The organism is Streptomyces sp. GMY02 (assembly GCF_019056675.1).
GTDB classification, from domain to species: domain Bacteria; phylum Actinomycetota; class Actinomycetes; order Streptomycetales; family Streptomycetaceae; genus Streptomyces; species Streptomyces odonnellii.
On record NZ_CP077658.1, the window covers coordinates 613,844 to 635,104 of the forward strand.

The 21,261-nt window shown below is 70.6% G+C and carries 17 protein-coding genes; 6 read left to right on the forward strand and 11 right to left on the reverse strand.

Going from position 1 to position 21,261, the window contains the following annotated elements; translation table 11 throughout:
• Position 1 precedes the first annotated feature (1 nt).
• The 4 genes from KQY30_RS02555 to KQY30_RS02570 form a co-directional block, all read right to left on the reverse strand.
• Entirely contained in the window at positions 2-649 is a 648-nt protein-coding gene (locus KQY30_RS02555) for a hypothetical protein (protein WP_217305359.1), read from the reverse strand.
• Entirely contained in the window at positions 649-1,062 is a 414-nt protein-coding gene (locus KQY30_RS02560) for a hypothetical protein (protein ID WP_254406902.1), read from the reverse strand. The genes KQY30_RS02555 and KQY30_RS02560 overlap by 1 nt, the downstream gene beginning before the upstream one ends.
• A gap of 122 nt (positions 1,063-1,184) precedes the next feature.
• The gene (locus KQY30_RS02565) at positions 1,185-1,973 is read right to left on the reverse strand and encodes a trans-aconitate 2-methyltransferase (protein ID WP_254407520.1); all 789 of its coding nucleotides are present in this window, start codon (positions 1,971-1,973) and stop codon (positions 1,185-1,187) included.
• A 224-nt stretch (positions 1,974-2,197) separates the two neighbouring features.
• The gene (locus KQY30_RS02570; protein WP_217305362.1) at positions 2,198-2,788 is read right to left on the reverse strand and encodes a helix-turn-helix domain-containing protein; all 591 of its coding nucleotides are present in this window, start codon (positions 2,786-2,788) and stop codon (positions 2,198-2,200) included.
• Between the two features lie 93 nt (positions 2,789-2,881).
• Here KQY30_RS02570 and KQY30_RS02575 point away from each other — a divergent pair, with 93 nt between their 5' ends.
• Together KQY30_RS02575 and KQY30_RS02580 are read left to right on the forward strand one after the other, a co-directional pair.
• Positions 2,882-3,892 carry an NAD(P)/FAD-dependent oxidoreductase gene (locus KQY30_RS02575; protein ID WP_217305363.1) on the forward strand — a complete coding sequence of 337 codons (1,011 nt, stop codon included), beginning with the start codon at positions 2,882-2,884 and terminating at the stop codon, positions 3,890-3,892.
• A gap of 200 nt (positions 3,893-4,092) precedes the next feature.
• Positions 4,093-5,694 carry an MFS transporter gene (locus KQY30_RS02580; RefSeq protein WP_217305364.1) on the forward strand — a complete coding sequence of 534 codons (1,602 nt, stop codon included), beginning with the start codon at positions 4,093-4,095 and terminating at the stop codon, positions 5,692-5,694.
• A 160-nt stretch (positions 5,695-5,854) separates the two neighbouring features.
• Here KQY30_RS02580 and KQY30_RS02585 read toward each other — a convergent pair whose 3' ends face one another.
• From KQY30_RS02585 to KQY30_RS02595, 3 genes are all read right to left on the reverse strand, one after another.
• Positions 5,855-6,067, reverse strand: a complete 213-nt coding sequence (locus KQY30_RS02585) for a hypothetical protein (RefSeq protein WP_367997383.1) — start codon at positions 6,065-6,067, stop codon at positions 5,855-5,857.
• 560 nt (positions 6,068-6,627) lie between these two features.
• Positions 6,628-7,137 (reverse strand): GNAT family N-acetyltransferase, encoded by a 510-nt coding sequence (locus KQY30_RS02590; protein WP_217305365.1) that lies wholly within the window; start codon positions 7,135-7,137, stop codon positions 6,628-6,630.
• An 85-nt stretch (positions 7,138-7,222) separates the two neighbouring features.
• Positions 7,223-7,627: a hypothetical protein gene (locus KQY30_RS02595; protein ID WP_217305366.1), complete on the reverse strand. Its 405-nt coding sequence runs from the start codon at positions 7,625-7,627 to the stop codon at positions 7,223-7,225.
• A 259-nt stretch (positions 7,628-7,886) separates the two neighbouring features.
• Here KQY30_RS02595 and KQY30_RS02600 point away from each other — a divergent pair, with 259 nt between their 5' ends.
• Positions 7,887-9,143, forward strand: a complete 1,257-nt coding sequence (locus KQY30_RS02600; RefSeq protein WP_254406903.1) for a glycoside hydrolase family 71/99-like protein — start codon at positions 7,887-7,889, stop codon at positions 9,141-9,143.
• Positions 9,144-9,335: 192 nt separating this feature from the next.
• Here the strand turns inward: KQY30_RS02600 and KQY30_RS02605 are convergent, their stop codons facing one another.
• The 3 genes from KQY30_RS02605 to KQY30_RS02615 all read right to left on the reverse strand — a co-directional run bounded on the left by KQY30_RS02605 (position 9,336) and on the right by KQY30_RS02615 (position 14,088).
• Positions 9,336-10,058, reverse strand: a complete 723-nt coding sequence (locus KQY30_RS02605; RefSeq protein WP_217305367.1) for a dienelactone hydrolase family protein — start codon at positions 10,056-10,058, stop codon at positions 9,336-9,338.
• 233 nt (positions 10,059-10,291) lie between these two features.
• Positions 10,292-13,633: a hypothetical protein gene (locus KQY30_RS02610; RefSeq protein WP_217305368.1), complete on the reverse strand. Its 3,342-nt coding sequence runs from the start codon at positions 13,631-13,633 to the stop codon at positions 10,292-10,294.
• A 29-nt stretch (positions 13,634-13,662) separates the two neighbouring features.
• Positions 13,663-14,088, reverse strand: coding sequence for a helix-turn-helix domain-containing protein (locus tag KQY30_RS02615; RefSeq protein WP_367997384.1), 426 nt, complete (start codon positions 14,086-14,088; stop codon positions 13,663-13,665).
• A gap of 279 nt (positions 14,089-14,367) precedes the next feature.
• Between KQY30_RS02615 and KQY30_RS02620 the strand changes: the two genes are divergently transcribed.
• Together KQY30_RS02620 and KQY30_RS02625 are read left to right on the forward strand one after the other, a co-directional pair.
• Entirely contained in the window at positions 14,368-14,826 is a 459-nt protein-coding gene (locus tag KQY30_RS02620) for a peptidoglycan-binding protein (protein ID WP_217305370.1), read from the forward strand.
• 245 nt (positions 14,827-15,071) lie between these two features.
• Positions 15,072-19,670 carry an SGNH/GDSL hydrolase family protein gene (locus KQY30_RS02625; protein WP_217305371.1) on the forward strand — a complete coding sequence of 1,533 codons (4,599 nt, stop codon included), beginning with the start codon at positions 15,072-15,074 and terminating at the stop codon, positions 19,668-19,670.
• Positions 19,671-19,758: 88 nt separating this feature from the next.
• Here the strand turns inward: KQY30_RS02625 and KQY30_RS02630 are convergent, their stop codons facing one another.
• Positions 19,759-20,724 carry a pirin family protein gene (locus KQY30_RS02630; protein ID WP_217305372.1) on the reverse strand — a complete coding sequence of 322 codons (966 nt, stop codon included), beginning with the start codon at positions 20,722-20,724 and terminating at the stop codon, positions 19,759-19,761.
• A gap of 140 nt (positions 20,725-20,864) precedes the next feature.
• Here KQY30_RS02630 and KQY30_RS02635 point away from each other — a divergent pair, with 140 nt between their 5' ends.
• Positions 20,865-21,239: a tetratricopeptide repeat protein gene (locus KQY30_RS02635; RefSeq protein ID WP_217305373.1), complete on the forward strand. Its 375-nt coding sequence runs from the start codon at positions 20,865-20,867 to the stop codon at positions 21,237-21,239.
• The last annotated feature ends 22 nt before the right edge of the window (positions 21,240-21,261 follow it).

A 21,261-nucleotide genomic window follows, 5' to 3' on the forward strand; every position in this document is an offset into this window, starting at 1 on the left:
CTCAGTTCCCCCCGGAGTCCGGCTGCTCGGCCTGCTGGGCGCGCTCCTCCGGAGACGGGCCGAACGTGTCGTCCAGCGCCTGGTCCCACGACTGCTCATCCACCCCCAGCAGATCGTTCAGTATCCGCGACTGCCGCCCGCCCTGCCCCTCCGTCAGTACCGTCCGCCCCGTGTCCCGCCACGTCTGCGCGGCCTCGTCCCCCGCCCGCTGGAAGGACTCCGCGCTGTAGTCCGGACTCAGATAATCCGGGGTGAACACCTCACCCCAGCCCTGCCCGGTGATCTCCTCCTCCGAGGCATGCGGATTGCCCACCGCCGCGTTCACCGCAACCTTGAACGTCCCCTGGATGTACTGGTCCTCCTCCCACACCAGCCCCGCCGCCAGCCCCAGCGTCGACGCGATCGTGTTCGCATCCTGGACCAGCGCCCGCACCCCCCACTCCCACCGCTCACAGAAATCCTCGAAATCCACCGACAACCCGCGATGCCCCGCTTCCATGCCGGTCATGGCCAGCTCCGAGAAGCCCTTGCCGAGTACGGCGCCGGTCCCGGTGCCCACCTCCCGCAACTCCCCGACCGCGGCACGCAGGCCCTCCGTGATCCGCCGGACACTCTCCTCGTCGAACCGCAGATCCCCGAAACCGCCCATCAGCCCCGCCCCCCACCAGACACACCGGCATCCACCGCGACCGCCTCCGGCACAATCCCCATCACCGGCGGAAACAGCATCGACCCATCCGTATCCGCGATATTCACCGCAACCCCCGCCGGCACCCCCATCGCCGGAATCACCTCATCCAGCAGCCGCGCACCCCGGATCTCCGCGAACTGCCACTCCCGCCCGGACACCTGCCCGTCCCCGCCGTCCCGCGCCTTCGCGAACCGCGCCAAAGCGGCCTCGTCCGTGAACCCGCAGACCCAGCGCACCCCACCCAGCTCCGCCGTCCACAACCCACCCTCAACGAACGGCACCAGAACCACCGCCCGCCGCAACTCCCCCACCAAAGTCCGCGGATCCCCCACACCCGCACGCCGCTCAGCAATACGCTCCACCAAAGTCAAAGCCGCCCCCGTACCTGTTCCAGCTTCCAAGCCCCGTTACGCAATGGCGTACTTCACTGTAGGAGACCACCCCCCGCTGGGTGCTAGTTCTGCCCGGCGGGCAACTTGTGCGGATACCGAGGTCAGTTGTGGCGTGCGGCCCAGACGGTACGTTCGGTGCGGACCGACAGGTCGTCACGGCGCAGGACGCTGTGCGGGCTGTCCGTGTCTAGCAACCGGTCGAGCGCGGTGAGATCGTGGGGCGACAGTGCGTCAGCCGCGGTGTGACGGATGCGTTGCAGGGCGCCCAGTGCGTAGCGGCCGATGGCCTCACTGCGGGAGCCCTCGATGTTTACGGCGATGGTGCGCTCGCCTTCGAGGGTGAACCCGGCGTCGGTCAGCATCGGCCCCCAGTCGGCGCCGCGGTGGGGCACGTGTTCGGCATGGAGGCGGTCGGTCGCGGCGTGGCAGCGGTCTTCCAGTCCTGGCCGGTCCTCGGGTGCGTTCTCCGGCAGGAAGCGGGGGAAGCCGGCCAGTTCGACGACGGCGAACAGGCCGCCGGGCGCGAGTATGTCGTGGACAGCCCGCAGGGTGCGACGGGGGTGGGCCATGTGGTGCATCGAGGCCGAGGCCCACACCAGGTCCGGGGTGCCGAGGTCGGGCCAGTCGGGGGCGTCGAGGTCTGCCTGTACGGTGCGCACGCGGTCGTCCACGTCCTGCGCGCACGCCTTCTCGCGCAGACGCTTCAGATGTCCGGGCGAGGTGTCGACGGCGATGACGTGCGCCTCGGGGAAGCGATCGAGCAGGGCGAAGGTGCCCGCTCCCGTTCCGCAGCCCAGATCCACGATGTGGCGCGGGTCGGTCTCCAGGGGCAGCCATGCGGTGATGTACGCGATGTGCTCGGCGAGGACTTCCGCGTCCAGGTCGAGCATTTCCGCCTGGCCATCGGTGTCGTACTGCTGCTGGTCGTGGTGGCCGTGCTGGGCGGCGTGGCGGACGGTGTGCGGCTGCGTGTGACTCATGCCGACACGCTAGGACGCGCTTGCGCGCGCGGCAGGGTGGCTTCCGGATTACGCAAGGTGTTGGCCTCTTGCACTGCCGTACGCGCAAGGCGCCTCGCGTCGGGCGGGCGCGCCGGGCGGCTTGCCCGTCACTCTCAGGTGCCCTGAGTGTCGCGGTCGCCCCCGCTGTCGCGCTGGTGGCCGCGGCGCGCGTCGCGGTCGAAGATGCCCAGGATCTCGCAAGGGCCGCCCTCGGCGCCGATCGCGTGCGGCATCATCGTCGGGAACTCGGCGGCCTGGTTGGTCTCGATACGGAAGCGGCGGTGGCCCAGCATGAGGACCGCGGTGCCGGACAGTACGACGAGCCATTCACGGCCGGGGTGGGCACGCATACGGGAGGGGTTGTCCGGCGGCGGCTCGGTCATGCGCTGACGTACGACGCTCATGCCGGGGTCGCCCTTCACGGGCCAGCGCATCAGGCCGCGGGCGCCGTCGATCATCGGGCTGGTGACGACATCGTCGGCGGCGGTCTCGACGAGCTGGTCGAGGGTGGTGTCCAGGGCGCGGGCGAGGATGACGAGCTGATCCAGGGCGAGGCGGCGCCGGCCGTTCTCGATGCGGCTCAGTGAGGACTGGCTGAGGTTGGCGCGGGTGGCCAGTTCTTCCAGGGACCAGCCCTGTGCGACCCGCAGAGCGCGGATGCGTTTGCGTACGAGGCTGTCCAGCTCTCCGGTTTCTTGCGTCATGAGCAACATCGTATGCCCTCAATGCAACGCGGGTTTAGCGTCGACCGCGGAAGCCCGGAGCGGCCGGGCCACGCACGATGAAGGGGCGCGAACATGTCTGTGCGGACTTCCGCGTACGCGAGCGACGCACCGCCTGGTGAGACCGTGGACGTTGTGGTGATCGGCGGCGGTGCCGCGGGCTTGAACGGCGCACTGATGCTGGCACGCTCGCGCCGCTCGGTCGTCGTGATCGACAGCGGCACCCCGCGCAATGCGCCGGCCGAGGCCATGCACGGCTTCATCGTGCTGGACGGTATGCCGCCCGGCGAGCTTTTGAAGCGGGGCCGGGAGCAGGTGCGCCAGTACGGCGGCCGGGTCGTCGTCGGCGAGGTGATCTCGGCCGCACCGGCTGCCGCAGCCGACGACGGTGATCTGCGTTTCACCCTCACCCTGGCCGACGGCAGTACGGTGACGGCGCGCCGCGTGCTGGTGGCCACCGGCCTGCGGGACGTACTGCCGGAGGTGCCCGGGCTCGCCGCGCACTGGGGGCACGGTGTGGTGCACTGCCCGTACTGCCACGGCTGGGAGGTGCGCGACGAACCGGTCGGCGTCATCGCCACCGGCCCTGCCTCGATCCATCACGCGCTGCTGTTCCGCCAACTGACCGAAGACCTCGTCTACTTCACCCGCGGGACCGGCCTCGACGACAACACGCGTGCGCGCTTCGCCGCCCGCCGCGTCCGTGTCGTCGACACGCCGCTGCGGGAAGTCGTCACCGGCGAGGACGGCGATATCGCGGGGGTACGCCTGAGCGACGGCACGTTCGTGGCCCGCAGGGTCCTCGCGGTTGCCACGCGGATGCAGGCCCGCGCCGAGGGCCTGGACGGCCTGGGGCTGCCGCTGGAGGACCTGCCCGACAACATGGGCCGCCGCTTCGCCTCCGGCATGGCCGGCACCACAGAGGTGCCGGGCGTGTGGGTGACCGGCAATGCCACCGACCTGACCGCCCAGGTCGGCGCCTCCGCCGCGGCGGGTGCGCTGGCCGGCGCCCATATCAACGCCCTGCTGGCCGAGGCCGACACCGACGCGGCCCTCGCCGCCGCCCGGACCGGCACCACCGGCTGACGCCAGGTCTCGTACGAACGTACCTACGCACCTGCCAGCGTCTCGTACGCACATACCTGCCAGCCCACTGCCCTGCCGGTCCGCTGCGCGCCCGCGTTCAGCCGTGCGCGGTGGACAGGCGGACAGGACCCTGCTCCATCCCCTTCGGCGACCGGACCTGCTCCGGCGCTGACTCCGCATGCCCTTATTGAGAGGAACCCATGAGTACGAACCAGCCTCCACGGGTGGCAGCCGCTGACGCGAGCGGCGAGGGCGCACCACCGGATGCGCGACGGCTGCGCTCCATCCTGATCGCCGTGTCCATCGCGCTGATGGCCGTCATCGCGTCGGTGTCCGGGCTGAACGTCGCTCAGACGCACATGGCCGTCGAGTTCGGCGCCTCGCAGAACACCATTCTGTGGATCATCAACATCTACACCCTCGCCCTGGCCGCGCTGCTGCTGCCGCTCGGCGCCATCGGTGACCGCCTGGGCCGCAAGCCCATGCTCATCGCCGGGCTGGGTGTCTTCGGCGTCGCCAACGTCGCCGCGGGCCTGGCCCCGACAGCGGAGGTCATGCTGACCGCGCGCGTGGCCGGCGGAATCGGCGCGGCGATGATCATGCCCATCACCCTCGCCGTCATCACGTCCACCTTCCCCGAGGAGCAACGAGGCAAGGCGATCGGTGTGTGGACCGGCCTCGCCGGAGGCGGCGGCGTCCTGGGCATGTTCCTCTCCGCGCTCCTCGTCGATGTCGCCGACTGGCGCGGGCTGTTCGTCCTGCCCGTGGTTCTGGTCCTCGTGGCCCTGGCCATGACACTGAAGTCGGTTCCCAACTCCCGTGAACGCTCAGCCCATTCGTTTGACACCGTCGGCGCGCTGGTGTCGACCGTCGCTGTGGTCGGGCTCATCTTCGTTCTGCAGGAGGGCCCGGAGCGTGGCTGGACCGCGCCCGCGACGCTGATCGGCCTCGCCGTGGGCCTTGTTGCCGCCATCGGCTTCGTCGTCTGGGAACTGCGCCGCCGGGACGCGTCGCTGCTGGACGTACGCCTGTTCCGTGAGCGCGGTCTCGCCGGCGGCTCGATCACCCTGCTGGTGGTCTTCGGTGTCCAGGCGGGCATCGCCGTGGTCCTCTTCCCCTTCTTCCAGGCCGTCCTCGGCTGGTCGGGGCTGCTGTCCACGCTCGCGCTGATGCCCATGGCCGTCATGATGATGACAGCCTCCGGCCTCGCCCCGAAGCCGACCGCACGTATCGGCTCCCGCGCGACCATGGCCGTAGGCATCGCACTGGCCGCCGTCGGTCTGGCGCTCATGGCCGTCTTCGTCTCCGTGGACGGCGGCTACCCGGCCATCCTGCCCGGCATGCTCGCCATGGGCATCGGCATGGGCCTGTCGATGACACCCTCCACCGAGGCCATCACCGGCTCCCTGCCGCGCGAGAAGCAGGGTGTCGCCTCCGCGCTCAATGACGTCACCCGCGAGTTCGGCACCGCCCTCGGAGTCGCCCTGCTCGGCGCGCTGCTGTCCGCCGGCTACCGCGGCGCCATCGACAACCGTCTGCGGAACATTCCTCAGGGCATGCCTCAGGAGGCCGCGGACACCGCGCGGGAAGGCATCGCCAATGCCGTTGAGGCGGCGGGCGGAACAGGCACGCACGCGCAAGACCTGGTCCATGCCGCGCAGCAGTCCTTTATCGACGGATGGCAGCAGGCCATGTGGGCAGGCGTCGCCGTCATGGGCGTGCTGTTCGTCTACGTCACGCTCCGCGGCCCGAGAAACGCAGCCCCCGAGGCAGAGGCCACGGAGACCGTCGCCGCCGTCTGACCCCCGCGTGACAACGGCCGCCGCGCCGGGTGGGGTCCGGTCCCGGCACGGCGACCGCCACGCTGTGCGCCTGCGGAGACTGGGTGGTCAGCCCGTCATGCGGTCCGGTGGGCGTCCAGGATGGCCACCTGGACCTCGTTCGCATGCGGGAGAGGGTTCGCTACGAGCTCGATGACACCGGGCGCGTACGAACGAGCGCCCTCAGCATCGCGGCGCCCGCCCCCACCGCCGCAACGTGCAGCACTGCCGCGAGCGCGAGGTTTTCCGGGAGGGCCGCGTCGGCCGGTCGCGCGACCGCCAGGTACAGGGTGAACGGAAGCTTCCAGCCGCTCCACGCGAACAACGACCCCGAGCCGAGCCAGCCGAGCACCATCGGGCCCCACCGAGGGACTCGTGCGGGCCGGCCTCGGACGGCAACCCACGTGGCGCAGGCAGGGAAAGCCAGCGCCGCTCCCGGTATGCGCATCCCCCACGGGCGTCAACCGCCGGGCGCATCCACGTCATCACCCAGGAGGAGCGAAAACCAGCCGACGCGTACACACAGAGCTGCCGGAGCACAACGAGCCGCCGGTTCAAGCCCCCAGCCACAAGATGCAGCGCTCGGCCGCGGAGCCCGAGCAGCTCGCGGTCATCGCGCCGTACCACCTGTCCGGTGCCGCGCTTCGGCTTCTTGCGGGTGACGCCGTTCTTCCTCATTGCCTCCCGGGCCGCGACCAGGGCCCGGCGCGCGAGGTCGACCCCAGCCGGCTCGGTGTTCCCCGGCCGTGTCGCCGTCCAGCGGGCGGCGAGTTCAGCCGGCCGGTCCGCGACGGGGTTGAGCGGATCGGAGTGCCGTGGCCGGCAGGTCTGCATTCGACCTGGCGCGCTGTGAGGGGAAGCAGTCGGGAACCGCCGTGCCGGGGCGCGGTGGCACCCCGGCACGGCGGGCATTGGTTAGATACCGAACGGTGCGGCGTAGTGGATCGTGCCGCTGGGCAGCGGGTGGTCGGCGTCGAGGGTGAGAGCCATCATGGCCTCATCCGGGACGTCGATGCTGAGTCCGATGCCGTGCTGGGAAGCGCGAGTGAAGCCGAACCGCGGGTAGTACGTCGGGTGTCCGAGGACGGTGACGAAGTGCTCGCCCAGCTCCTTGGCAGCCCGCAACGAGGCGCGGATCGCCGCGGAGCCCGCGCCCATCTTCTGGTACTCGGGCCTGACAGCGACGGGGCCCAGGCACAGGGCCGGGGTCTCGTCGATGTGGCAGCGGGTCAGCAGAGCGTGGCCGATGAGCTTGCCGTCGTGGTCGGTGGCGACGATGGACAGTCCGTCGATCCACGAGGCGTCTGCGCGCAGGGCGTCGACGAGGTCGGCCTCCAATGGAGTGTCAAACGCGGCGAGGCTGATGTCGCGGATGGTGGAGATGTCGGCGCTGGTCTCAGCGCGCGTGATCCAGTTGATGCTCACGATGGACGGAGATCCGTTTCATGGTGGGTTCGTATCGGTGTTGCCTCGCGAGCTCACGCTCCCAGCGAGGCGAATCCAGATGAGGTCAGGCCACAGCCCGGGACGTGAGGGTGGTCCGGGCAGAGCACAGGGCAGTGGCCTTGAGCGCGGTCATCAACCTCACCTCCCAACTTCCTCGATCCGGATCGGACACGAACGCCGACACCGTATCACCCTGCCGAATTCGGCTCCGTTCGTCGTCGGGCTGGAGCATCAGTTCCCTGATGACAGGAGGCTCAAGGTGCGGCGCGAGCTGCGGTCGCAGCCAGCTATCGAGAATGGACTCCAAGGGGTGGTCGTCCCAGTCGGCGGTGGGTTTCCCCAGCGACGCGGCGACTTCGGCGGCCTTCGAGGCCCGGTCGAACGCTTCATGGATCCGGTAGAGCTGGTCAACTACCCGGCTGATGCCGGTGGTGGAGATCGCGGCTGCCTCGGGGTCGAGGCGGTCCAATGATTCACACCGCACGGCCCGGTCGGCACCGGCTGCCCATGCCAACGCCTCGCGTGGCTCAGCGGCCGGGGAGTGCTGTGGCGTTCGGCATGTATTGACATGCAATTCGGATTGGGCAGTATGGCGAAAACATCTTTGACGTGGCCACGCCGGACCCCCCTCACAGCCCGTGGTCGCTCACACCCCCCACCTTCGGAGCAGAAAAAGCATGTACGGATTGCGCAATGTGAGACTCCGCCTCACTGTCACGCTGTCACTGGTGCCAGCCCTCATCTGGGCGGGTACGAGTGGTGGCCTTTCCCAGGCGGACACCGCGGCCCAGGACAGCACGCGCACAGCGGTCGCCGCCGCCGCGCCCGGTGTGAAGGGCAAGGTGTACGCGGGCTACCAGGGCTGGTTCGCCGCGTCCGGTGACGGCTCGCCCCTCAACAACTGGACCCATTGGGGCACCAGTCGGCCGTCCCCCGGCAATCAGACCTTCGAGCTGTACCCCGACGTTTCCGCCTACCCCGACAACGTTCTCTTCCAGACGGGGTACGCGAATCTCGGCAACGGCCGTCCCTCCAAGCTCTTCTCCTCCTACCCGACCGCCGTTGTGGACCTGCACTTCCGCTGGATGCAGCAGTACGGCATCGATGGCGCGGCCATGCAGCGTTTCGGCAGCGACATCCTGAGCCCGGGCTCACCGCGCAACAGGCAGCGCAACGACATCACACTCAAGGCCCGTGACGCCGCCCAGAAATACGGCCGCGGCTTCTACATCGAGTACGACCTCAGCGGCCTGACGGATGCCAACATCGTCCAGACGATCAGGAACGACTGGACGAACACCATCAACAACACGATGAAGCTCACCAGTTCACCCGCGTACGCGCGCGAAGGCGGCAAGCCGGTCGTCGAACTGTGGGGTCTCGGGGTCTCAAACCGGGCCGGCACACTCCAGCAGAGTCTGGAACTGGTCAACTGGTTCAAGAGCCAGGGCGCGTACGTCATCGGCGGGGTCCCGCGCGGCTGGCGCACGGACTCCAACGCGAAGCCGGGCTTCGGGCCCGTCTACCGCGCGCTGAACATGGTGTCGCCCTGGAATGTGGGCTCGGCCGCGGTGAACAACGAGTTGTTCGCCGCCGACCAGGCGCAGTTGAAAGCGAACGGCCAGGACTACCAGCCGGTCATCTACCCCGGCTTCGCGTGGTCCAACTGGAAGCCGGGCAGCGCCCGGAACCAGATCCCCCGGCAGGCCGGCGACTTCATGTGGAAGCAGGCCGTGGGCGTCACCAGGTCCGGTGCCAACTCCGCGTTCATCGCGATGTTCGACGAATACGACGAGGCGACCGCCATCGCCCCGGCCGCCGAGGACTCCTCGATGATTCCGACGAACCAGTACTTCCTGACCCTGAACGCCGACGGCAAGGCGATGTCGTCCGACTTCTACCTGCGCCTCGCGGGCGCCGCCCAGAAGATGATCAGTCGCCAGTCGCCGATCAGCGAGACGGTACCGATCCCGCTGAAGCAGTGACGCAACTGGACTGACACGGCGTGATGGCTGCCGCCCCGACCGGCCGGTACCGACGATGGCCGGTACCGCCGCGATCGGGGCGGTTGTGCGTCTGCCGGGCGCCGCTCATCGAGGAGGGCCGGGGCCCGTCCTCGATGAGCGGCTTCCCGGCCGGCGCCGCCTACCCTCTGCCGCCGGCCGGACGGCCCGGCCTTACTTCAGATGCCGCCCGAAGAACCGGTTCCCGTCCTCCAGCTCGAACCACGGGGTACCGGTGTGCCCGCCCGGATTGGCGTGCAGCGTCTTCTCCTTGCTGCCGAAGACGTCGAACAGGTCCAGGGCCCGTTGCCGGGGGTTCCCCTCGTCGTCCCACTGCAACAGGAACAGCAGCGGAACGGTGACCTGCCGGGCCTCCTCACGCTGGGCGCGGGGCACGTACCCCCCGGCGAAGAAGCCGGCGGCGGCGATGCGCGGCTCGGTCACCGCCAGGCGGATACCCAGGGCGGTCCACCCCGAGTACCCGACCGGGCCGCCGATCCCGGGCAGCGACATGAGGGCGTCCAGGGCGGTCCGCCATTCCGGGACCGCGTTGTCGACCAGCGGGCCCACCAGGGACTCGAAGATCTCGTCGACCGGCTCGCCGGCCCGCATCGCCCGCCGGAGGTCGGTACGAGCCTGCTCGTCGGCGGCGGAACGGGGCCGGTCACCGCACCCGGCGGCGTCGATGGAGGCCACCGCGTAACCGTGCGCCGCGGTGTACCGGGCCCGGGCCACCAGCCGGGGCTCCGACTTGGGCAGGCCGTTGTTGTGGGCCATCAGGATCAGCGGGGCCGGCGCGGCGGATTCAGGTGTCCACAGGGTGCCGGGGATCTCGCCGAGGGTGAATTCGCGTTCGAGGACACCGTCGTCGAGACGCTGCTCGGAAGTGAAATGCATGGTCGTGCCTTTCGGGAGTGCGCTTGAACGGCGCTCCCGGACGACCTATCGCCCGACCGTGACCCCGGAGGGGAGCACCCATGTCGATACGTTCACGGGTACCACCTCCTCGTTCTCTCGCACGGCCTCCGGAAAGCTAACAGTGGTCGCCGTGGTCCGCCAACGGGTTTTTGCCGGCGGGGCGTCGTCCCATGATCTCGGGACGGCATGGTGCAGGCCGGCAGCTCCGGGACTCACTCCCTGAAGCCCGGTCCGGCCGGACCCGCCGGGCCCGCGAGGTGCGCGTCCGCGAGCGCCAGGATCCGTTCGGCGGGCCCGCAGACCTCGCAGGCCCACAGCCGGACCGTACCGTCGTCGTGGGCGGTGACCAGCCGGCGGCTGTCGGAGGTGAAGGCGACGCTCTCCACCGACGCGCCGAATCCGCCGAAGGTGACCGGTTCCGAGGCGGTGCCGGACGGCCAGAGCCGTACGGTGCCGTCCTTGCCCGCGCTGGCGATCCACCGCCCGTCCGGGCTGAACACCACGAACCACGCGAAGCCCTGATGGCCGTCGAGGACCACCGGATCGCCCGGCCGTTCCAGATCCCAGATCCGTACGGTGCCGTCGCTCCCGGCGGCGGCGAGCCTGCGGCCGTCCGGACTGAACGCCACGGACCAGGTGAAGCCCTGGCGGCTGTGGAGGAGCCGCGGGGCTCCGGCCCGCTCCAGGTCCCAGATCCTGATGATCGCGTCGGTGCCGGCCGCGGCGATCACGCGCCCGTCCGGACTGAACGCGACGGTACGGAAGAGGCCGCGCGGCGCCCGGAGCACCCGCTCGGCGGGTCCGCCTGCGGCCGGCTCGATCCGTAGCGCGCCTTCGCCGTCGACACCCGCGATCCGCTTCCCGTCGGGGCTGAAGGCAACGGACCAGGCGCCGCCCTCGTACCCCCGGAGGATCACGGGACGGCCGGTGCGCGTGGTGTCCCAGACCCGTACGGTGCCGTCGAGGCCGGCGCTCGCCACCCGGCGTCCGTCCGGGGCCGCGGCCATGCCGACTATCTCGTCCCCATGGCCCCGCAGCACTCGCCGGGTGCCGGTGGCGGTGTGCCAGATCCTGAGAGTGCCGTCCTGTCCGCCGCCGGCCACCCGCGGTCCGGCCGCGTCGGCCCCGGAGGAGATGTCGCCCGGCAGGACGACCGCGGCCCAGGCCGCTCCGTCATGGCCGCGCAGTACGACGGGGTCGCCGGGTCCTCTGGGATCCCAGACACGGACCGAGCCGTCCTCACTGGCACTGGCGAGGCAGCGTCCGTCCGGACTGAACTGGGCCGACCAGACGGTCCCCTGATGCCCCCTCAGGACGAGCGGTACGGCGGCCGCCGAGGCGTTCCAGACCCGCATCGTCGCGTCGTCGCTGGCGGTGACCACGCGGGTGCCGTCCGGACTGAACGCCACACCCTCCACCGTACCGTCGTGGCCGCGCAGTACGAGCGGTGCGCCACCGCCGGCGGTGGGCCAGACCCGGGCCGTCCCGTCCACACTGGCGCTGGCCAGCAGGCTTCCGTCGGGGCTGAACGCCAGGCGTTTCACGTTCTGTTCATGGCCGCGCAGCACCCGGGGACCGCCCCGGCCCGAGGCGTTCCACAGCCGTACGGTGCTGTCCTCGCCGCCGCTCGCGACCCGCCGCCCGTCCGGGCTGAACGCCACACCGATGACGGGCCCCTGATGCCCGCGCAGAACGGTGGGAGTGCCCCGGCCGCCCGCGTCCCAGATCCGAGCCGTACCGTCGTCGCCCGCGCTGGCGATCCGGGATCCATCCGGGCTGAACGCCACATTCCACACCGGTCCGCGATGCCCGCGCAGCACCAGCGGCTCCGCGCGGCCACGGACGTCCCACACCCGTACGGTGCCGTCGAGTCCGGCGGTCGCGAGGCGCCGTCCGTCGGGGCTGAAGACCGGGCTCCAGGCCTCGCTGCGATGGCCTCGGAGCACCGCGGCCGGCTCGTGCCCGGAGACACCGGTGCGGGACCAGCGCCAGATCCGCACCGTGCCGTCGGTGCTGGTGTCGGCCAGCCAGTGCCCGTCCGCGCTGAACGCCACCCCCAGCGCCCGGCCCCGCTCGCCGGGGACCACCGCGATCTGCCGGTCGTCGGCGACGGCCTGCCGCAGTACGGCGTCGGCCTCGCGGGTCGGCGCGGTCCGGTACGCACGCCTGGCCATCGACAGGGCCTGGCGGGGGTCGGCCAGGAGCTGGGCCCTCGCCTCGGCGGCGAGCTGCCGGGAGGTCGCCGTGGCGCGCTCGGCCGACGCGCGGTCCGCCTGCGCCAGTGCCACCCCCGCCAGCGCGCTCACCACCACGACCCCGGTGCTCAGGGCGGCGAGGGTGAACCGGGTGCGCCGCCGGACACCGGCCCGCGCCTGGGCCTCCACCCGGCGCGCGGCCTCCAGGAACGCGGACTCCGTCGTGTTGAACCGGGCGGTTTCGCGGGCGTCCCACCAGGCCAGCCGCGCTCCGCGGTAGAGGAAGCCGGTGTCCCGGCCGTGCTGGTCCCACTCCCGCGCGTCCACCGTCAACCGCCGCTGCGCCCGCAGCAGTTCCTCGTTCTCGGCCAGCCAGGAGCGCAGCCGGGGCCACTTCCGTATCACCGCCTCATGGGCGATGGTCACCCCCTGGCTGTCGGAGGTGACCAGGCGCGCCGCGATCAGCCGGTCGAGTACGGCCGACACCGCCGCGCTGTCGGGGCCGCCGAGGAGTTCGCCCAGCGGCGCGCGGCAGCGGGTGGCCTCGGTGCCGTCGCCGGGCGCGATCAGGCGCAGGACCGTCTCCTCCGCGATCCGCTGCTGCGCCGCGTCCAGTTCGCCGTACGCCGCCTCGGCGCTCTGCGCGATCGCGCCGTGCACACCGCCGGCGGCGCGGTAGGCCGCCGCGGTGAGTGCCGCGCCCCGGCGGCGCCGCCAGGTCTCCAGGAGCGCGTGCGAGACCAGGGGCAGCGCGCCCGGCCGGTTCTGCGCCTCCGCCACCACGGTCTCGACCAGTTCGGGTTCGACCTTGATCCCGGCGCGTCTGGCCGGGCCCGTGACGACATGCCGCAGATCCGCGGCGTCCATGGGGCCGATCAGCAACTGGTGGCCGTCCAGGGCCTGTACGAGTCCGTCGTGCTCGGCGCACCGGGCGTAGAAGTCGGCGCGGATCCCGAGGACGACCCGTACGGCCGGTTCCCCGGCCACGGCCAGCAGCAGTTCGATGAAGCGGCGGCGCTCCCCGGCGTCCTGGCAGAGGGTGAAGATCTCCTCGAACTGGTCGACCAGGATCAGCACCTGGGCGGGGCCCGGGTGATCGGCGACTATCTGCCGGACCGTGATCCGCAGGCTCTCCGGGCTGTCGCGCAGGGTGTCGTGCAGCACGCTCGCCGGGACGCGGAGCAGGTTCGCGAGATGGATCGCGAGCTCCTGCACCGGACGGTCACCAGGAGTGAGCAGGACCGTTCGCCAGGTGCCGCCGCCCGTGGCCGATTCCTTGTGGAGCGCGGGCAGCAGGCCCGCCCGCAGCAGCGAGGACTTGCCCGCGCCGGACGCCCCGAACACCGCGAGGAGGGGCAACTCCGCCAGCCTGGAGCGCAGTTCGGCGATCAGCGCCCCCGGCCGAAGAACCGCTCCTCGTCCGCGACACCGAAGGTGGCGAGCCCGAGGTACGGGGCGTCCTCGGTGCTCCGGTCCGGAACGGGTGCCTCCGGGGCCAGTTCGGCGCTCAGCTTCCGCCAGCGCTCCTCCCAGTCGGCCCGTTCGCCTCCGCACGCTTCCGCGTAGGCCAGGGTGACGGCGAGGCTCGGCAGCCGTTCGCCGCCCGCCGCCTCGGAGAGCGCGGTGACCGAGAAGTGGGCGCGCTTGGACAGCTCGCGGTAGCTCAGCCCCGCCGTCGCCCGCAACCGGCGTAATTCCGAAGCGAATCGCTGAAGCGGCCCCGCCTCAGGATCCAGCTCACGCTCAGGACGCCCCACACCCCACCCGTCCGAACCCAGCCCGACCGACAAGCCGTTGTTTGTCCAGCAGGACACACCCGTGCTGGACAACCCGGCGGTGACTATACCTGTGACTAGGGCCTCTCGTTTGGATCAGGCCGGGCTCGCAGGCCCTGACGCCGCACCTCGCGGCGTTGTCGTCGGTCACCAGGGCTCCGCCATGGCTCCCTCCTCCGCCTTGCGATGCACGGCACCAGACCCCGCTCCCTGATCCGGCCTGATCCAAACGAAAGACCCTGGCGGTACCGGGGGGTGAACGCCGTGTGCGGCGAATCCGCACCCCTCGGTCATGACCAAGTGACGAGAGGGTTCATCATGCGGAAACTCAACTCCCTCCTGGCGGCGTTCGCACTCGCCGCCGGAGCCACTGCCGTGTCGGCGGCTCCCGCGCAGGCGGCGACGCCCACCTGCACGAGCTGGACCACCTACTACGCCACCGGCACGACCGACTACGTGGTGCATGTCCCCAGCGCGGGTTACCAGACCGGTACGGTCAACTGCCTGCTCCAACAGGGCAACTACGGTGACGCGGTCACCACACTGCAGCGGGGGCTGCGTTACTGCCGCGGCTACGACATCTCCGTCGACCGGGACTTCGGACCGCAGACCAGGGCCGCGGTCCTGGACACCCAGAGATGGGCGAACGATGCCTTCGGCGCGGGGATCTCCGAGGACGGGGGCTACGGCCCGCAGACCAAGAACTGGATCCAGTACCCGGTGTGGACCTGGCCGGCCAACACCATGACGAACAAGTGCCAGCACTCGCCCGTCTGACCATGAGCGCGGTCTGACGCCGGTGCCCGTATGACCACGGCGCCCGTCCGGCCATGAGTGCTGTCCGACCACGAACACCGCCCGCCGGCCGTGCGCGCACGGCCGGCGGGCACGCCATTCACCACGGGGGAAGCCCCGCCGGTGGGGTCGCGGGACCGCGGCCCCACCGGCGCCTTCACGGAGCGCGGTTCACCGTCGCTGTCCGCTCCCGGCCTGTGTCGTTCCGGCTGAGAAGGTGCTTCGACGTGCTGCAATCCAAGAAGTTGACTCTGACACTGATATTGGGGGTGTGCGCGGCGCTGTGGGCCGGTCTGCTGTCGGCACCCCCGGCCGTGGCCGGCGCGCCCCCGTCGGACCCGCCAGGGATCTCCGGCCGCGGGCCCGCGGCCGGCGGGCAGGGCGGAACCGACCTGTCGACCGTCGCGCCCGCCCTCCGCGACAAGGCGCTGCCGCGTGGCTGGCGTACCTCCTCCGATCTGGCCTGGACCACGGACGGCGACGCGACCGGCTTCCATCTGCTGGTGGCCGAGGCGCGGACGGGCTACACCTGGCGTACGGCGGCGACTCTGTCCGAGCCCTGGATCGAGAGCGACACATGGGTGGGCAACGCGTGTGTCACGGCATCCGGCCACCGTGCCGTGGTGGTCTACGCGCCCCGTCACTTCACCAACAGGGCCCATCTCTTCGACCGCGGGGCCTTCGCCGCCGTGGTGGACCTGAGGACCGGCGCGGTGAAGAAGCTCGGCGTCACGGTGTCGCTGGCGTACTACAACCCCGGGTGCGGGGCCGGTGAGAGCGCGGTGCTGACCCAGTCCGCGGTGGTCGACCGGGGGCGGACCCGGCTGCATGTGGTGGACACCGCGCGCGGCACGGTCGTCCGGTCGCACGAGGTCGCCGGCGAGGTGACGTCCGCGGTCCCGGGGAGGGACGGGATCGTGGCGGCGTCGGGTGCCCGGCTCGTCGAGGTGGGGCGCTCCGGTGCCGTACGGACCCTGGCGTCCTCGAAGGGCGTGCCGTACCGGATCCATCCCGACGCGGAGAACGGGGTGGTGTTCACCGAACGCCACGGCTCGTCGGCGGTGGTGAAGCGGCTGTCCGGCCCGGCGGAGGTACGGGAGCTGGCTCGCGGGCCGCTGACCGGCGTCAAGGTACGGCCGGGCGGCGGTGGACGCGTGTTCGTCACCGGGACCCCGAGCAGGGTGGGCGACCTGCCGGAGCAGGTCGTACGGCTGAAGGTTCCGGCGGCGGCCGAGGTGTCCACCGCGGGGATGCTCTCCTTCACCCATGAGGCGCCCGCGCCGGGCGCCAAGGCTGCTGCCGGGGCCGCGCGGAGCGGTACGGCACAGGAGAGCGCCGGGCCCGGCACCGCGGAGGGCACCGTACTGCGCGCGAAGGTGACGGCCACCGGAGCGGCGGTGGACTTCACGGTCGGCGCCGCCGAACGTATCGGCCGGTATGCCGCCCAGGGCAGCGCGCCCAGTCCTGTCGCGCCGGCCGCGGGCTCGGGCCGTACGGCGGGACGCGCCGGTGCCGGTATCGCCGCCGAGTCGTCCAGCGATCCGGTCGACCGCGACCGTACCTGCGCGATCGCGCGCAACGACTCCAGGGTGCAGGTGTACCAGCCGCACTGGAGTCAGGTGGAGTGGGCCGCCGACCTGGCGGTGCAGAAGGCCCTCACCGCGACCCGGCCGGCGAACTGGAAGCAATCGGGGATGCCCGCCTCCTGGTCGCCGCAGCAGATGTTCCCGCCGGTGGACCTGGCCGGCGGCGGACGGGTACCCGCCCAGATCCTGCTCGGTGTGATGGCCCAGGAGTCGAACCTCTGGCAGGCGTCGTTCCATGTCGCCGAAGGGGTGACCGGCAATCCGCTGGTCGGCAACTACTACGGCGTGGGGGACGGCTGGGGCATCGCCTGGGGCGATGCCGACTGCGGCTACGGCGTCGCCCAGGTGACGGACGGGATGCGGCTGGCCGGGCGGCAGAAGCCCGGTGAGACTCCGCTCTCTCCGGAGAAGCAGCTCGCGGTGGGGGTCGACTACGCCACGAACATCGCCGCCGGTCTGCGGATCCTCCAGGAGAAGTGGAACCAGACGTACCAGATGAATCTCCGTATCAACGGCGGCAATCCGGCCCGTATCGAGTCGTGGTTCGCCGCGCTGTGGGCGTACAACAGCGGTATCAACCCCCAGGCCAGTACGGGCAACACCTCGGGCTGTACACCGAGCCCCACCTGCACCGACGCGGACGGCAACTACGGTCTGGGGTGGACCAACAACCCGGCCAGGCCCGACTATCCGCCGGACCGGGCGCCGTTCCTCGACCACAACGCGTACGACGACGCCCGCAACCCGCAGTGGTGGCCGTACCCGGAGAAGGTCATCGGCTGGGCGGCGTACCCGATCGTCAAGACGACCGGCGGTGACAACTACGAGGCGGGGTACGCACAGGCCTGGTGGAACACCGAGGAGCTGAGGTCCGGGGCCAAGCCGCCGCTGGAGACGTTCTGCTCCCTGCATGCCACCGACGGCAACCGCTGCAACCCCGACAACATCGGCCAGGGCCCCAACCCGTGCACCCGGGCCGACGCCCACTGCTGGTGGCACGCCCCCGTCTCGTGGAAGAACTGCGGGCAGAACGGCGAAGGCTGCGGTCATGAGGCCGACGTCCTCACCTCGCCGGGCACACCGGAGCCGCCGGACGCCGACGCCACCGGCGCCTATCCCGACGAGCAGCGGTCCCGTTACGCGCCGAGATGCTCGACAGGTCTGCCCGCAGGCGCGCTGCTCATCGACGACGTACCGGACACGGTGCCCGTCGTACGGAACAACTGCTCCCGTTCCTGGACCAGTTCGGGTTCCTTCGCGCTGTCGTTCGCGCAGCACTCCGACGGGCTGTACCACTCGAAGGTCGACTTCCATCAGATCGGCGGCGGATTCGGCGGCCACTTCTGGTTCACGCATTCACGGACGGCCGCCGACAGCGCGGCGCGGAGCTGGGGCGTCACCGGGACCTGGACCCTGAACCAGCCGCTCAACCAGTGGGCCCGGGTGCTGGTGCACATGCCCGACCACGGCGCACACACCCAGCAGGCCGCGTACAACATCCAACTCGGCAACGGCCAGACCAGGAAACGGGTGATGCTCCAGAAGACACAGCGTCATGAGTGGGTCTCCCTCGGGGCGTTCCCCTTCGCCGGAACCCCTTCGGTGTCCCTCAACTCCGTCACCGCGGACGGCGACGGCACCCAGGACATCGCCTTCGACGCCGTGGCCTTCCAGCCCCTGGCGCAGAAGCCGGCCGGCCAGATCGTGGCGCTCGGCGACTCGTACAGCTCGGGAGAGGGCGCGTCCCAGAACGCGCCGACCGACTACTACCAGGAGACCGACGACAGCGGCACCGGCGGCGCCGCATACCGGAACGGCTGCCACCGCTCCCGGCACGCCTGGTCCCGGCAGGCCGTTCTGCCCGGCACCTCGGAGGCGGTCGGTGCCCGCGCGGACCGGCTGGACCCGTCCATGGACTACCACCTGCTGGCCTGTTCCGGAGCGCAGACGGAGAATCTGCTGCCCGCCGGGGTGAGCAATGCCTTCGGCGAGACCGGCAGGGGCCAGCACCGGGAGCTGTCACAGCTCGACCGCGGCTTCCTCGACGCCAACACCACCATGGTCACCCTCAATATCGGCGGCAATGACGCGCACTTCGCCGATGTGATGAGGATGTGCACCATCGAGACACCGAATCCGCTGGACTTCTGCCAGTACCAGCAGGTGACCGAGCCCTGGCTGGGCCAACCGGTCGCGGGGGACCTCGGACAGATCCTGCCGATGCTCATCAACGGAAAGGTCAAGGAGTCCATCGCGACCGTCCTGCAGAACATCCGTCAGAAGGCACCCAACGCCAGAATCGTCCTGTCCGGATACCCCCGGCTGGCCCCGCCGCGCGCCATGGACCCGTACACGCGGAACGCCGACTGCATGATCCTGACCGGGCTGAACGAACTGGAGCTGGACTTCCTCAACGATATGAGCGACCTGCTCAACGACGTCCTGCACGAACACGCGGTGGCCCTCTCGAACAGCGGCATTCCGGTCACGTACTCGGACCCGCGCGACGAATTCGAGCTGGAGAACGTGTGCTCGTTCAACGAGACAATTCACCGGATCATTCTCCGCAAGACCGAGGGAGAGGATCCCGGCGCGAGTGCCTCGTCCCAGTCCTTCCATCCGACCGTCGCGGGCGCGCGGAACTACGCCGACGCCTTCGTCAACACGCTGCGTGCCCGGATGGACGGGCAGGGAATGCCCGTACCGCCGAGCAAGGAGGTCGCGGCCGCCGAGCTACAGGACCTGAGGGGCAATCAGCCAGGCTCGTCCTCGGGCTATCAACGCAGCCTGTTCCAGCACTGGCTCACCACCGAGGGCCCCTGCGAGGTACGGCACGCGGTGCTGCGAAGGGACGGTACGGGCCTCACCCCGGCAACCGGTTGTCCCGTGACGGCGGGCCAGTGGTCCAGTCCGTACGACGGCACCGCGCACACCAGTCCGACGACACTGACCATCGACCACGTCGTCTCGCTCAAGGAGGCCTGGACGTCGGGCGCCAGCCGCTGGACACCCGAGCAACGGCGGACCTTCGCCAATGACCAGGAGCACTCACAGCTCCTGTCGGTCTCGGTGAGCAGCAACTCCTCCAAGGGGGAGCGTCCGCCGAACGTCTGGCTGCCCGCGCTCTCACACTGGTGCACCTACGCCAGATCGTGGATCCACACCAAGCACATCTACCATCTGTCGGTCACCGACGCCGAGTACGACACCCTCGCCGAGATTCTCAACACCCGCTGCTGAAGCGGACGGCCGGCCGCCCGAGCACACTCCTCGGGCGGCCGGCCGGCCTTGTGTCACCGCGCCAACGAACACACCACGCACGCGCGGATCAGCGCGTGCGTCCGCGCGGTTTCAGCGGGGTCGGCGGAAGGGCCGGGGCGGCGAGGCGGTCGCCGTCGTAGCCGCGCACCTCGCCGAACCGGGAGCCCTCCATCCAGCCGCGCCGGGCCTCCTCGATTTCCTCCTGCGTACGGCCGATGAAGTTCCACCACATGACGATCTCCTCCTCGAACGGTTCGCCGCCGAGGAGCATCAGGCCCGCGTCGGACCGTGCGTGGAGGGGGAGTTCGGAGCGGCCACAGCCGAGGTAGAGCATCGAGCCGGGGAGTACGGGGACGCCGTCGACCTCGGCTTCGCCGGACATCGAGAGGACCGCGTACTCGAAGTCCGGTTCGAGGGGGAGGCGGGTCCGGGTGCCGCCGGTCAGGGACAGGTCCGCGCCGGTCAGGGGGGTGTACGCCGTGCCGGGTGAGACCGCGCCGTCCAGTGTGCCGAGGATGACGGTGGCGGTCAGTCCCGGGGCCGTGACCGTGGGCAGGTCCGCGTGGTGCTGGAAGTGCGGCTCGACCTGGCGGTGGGCGTCGGGGAGCGCCACCCAGAGCTGGGCGCCGTGCAGAAAGCGCGCATGTGACTTCGGGCTCTCCTCGGAGTGGGAGATCGCCCGGCCCGAGGTCATCAGGCCCAGTTCCCGTGGCCGTACGGTCTGGAGGCTGCCCACGCTGTCCCGGTGCAGGATCTCGCCCTCGTGCAGCCAGCTCACCGTCTGGAGGCCCATATGGGGGTGCGGCGGCACCTGCATCCCCGGCTCGTCCGCGATGTCGTCCGGGCCGTAGTGGTCGACAAAGGCCCACGCGCCCACCATGCGGCGGCCGAGGTTGGGCAGCAGTCGGCGGACCTCGGTGGATTCGCCGAGCTGGACCCGGCGCGGGCTCAGCAGCTCGCGCACCGGTTCGGCGACGACGAAGCCGCGACCGCCGCAGACGGTGACGGCGGCCTGACGATCAAGATTGCTCATGGCGCACAACCTAATCCCGTGGCGTCCGGAGGGGCAGTATCCAGCGGTATCCGCACCACCGGTACCCACACTCTATCGATCGTGGAATTTTCAACCAACCAGGCCTGTTGTGGGCGTACGACACCGGAACAGGAGGATAAGTGGACACCTACTACGAGTACGGGACAGCCGCCGAGCGCTGGGACCGCGCTCAGCTCTTCTTCGAGGCCAAGGAGTATCTGACGGCCGCCCGTATCCTCGCCGGCCTGGTGGCCGAGGTGCCGGAGCAGGTGGCCCCCCGGCTGCTGCTCGCCCGTACGTACTACCACTCGGCCCGGCTGGGAAAGGCGGAGGCCGAGCTGCGTACCGTACTGGAGCGCGACCCGGTGGAGGCGTACGCGCGGCTCATGCTGGGGCGCACCCTGGAGCGGCAGGGCCGGCGTGCCGAGGCCGCCACCCAGCTCCGGATGGCAGCCGCGCTCGCCGGTGAGTTCCCGGCGGAGCAAGCGCCCACGGAGCAAGCAGAGGAAAGCTGAGGGCCCCACGGGCCGAGAGCGG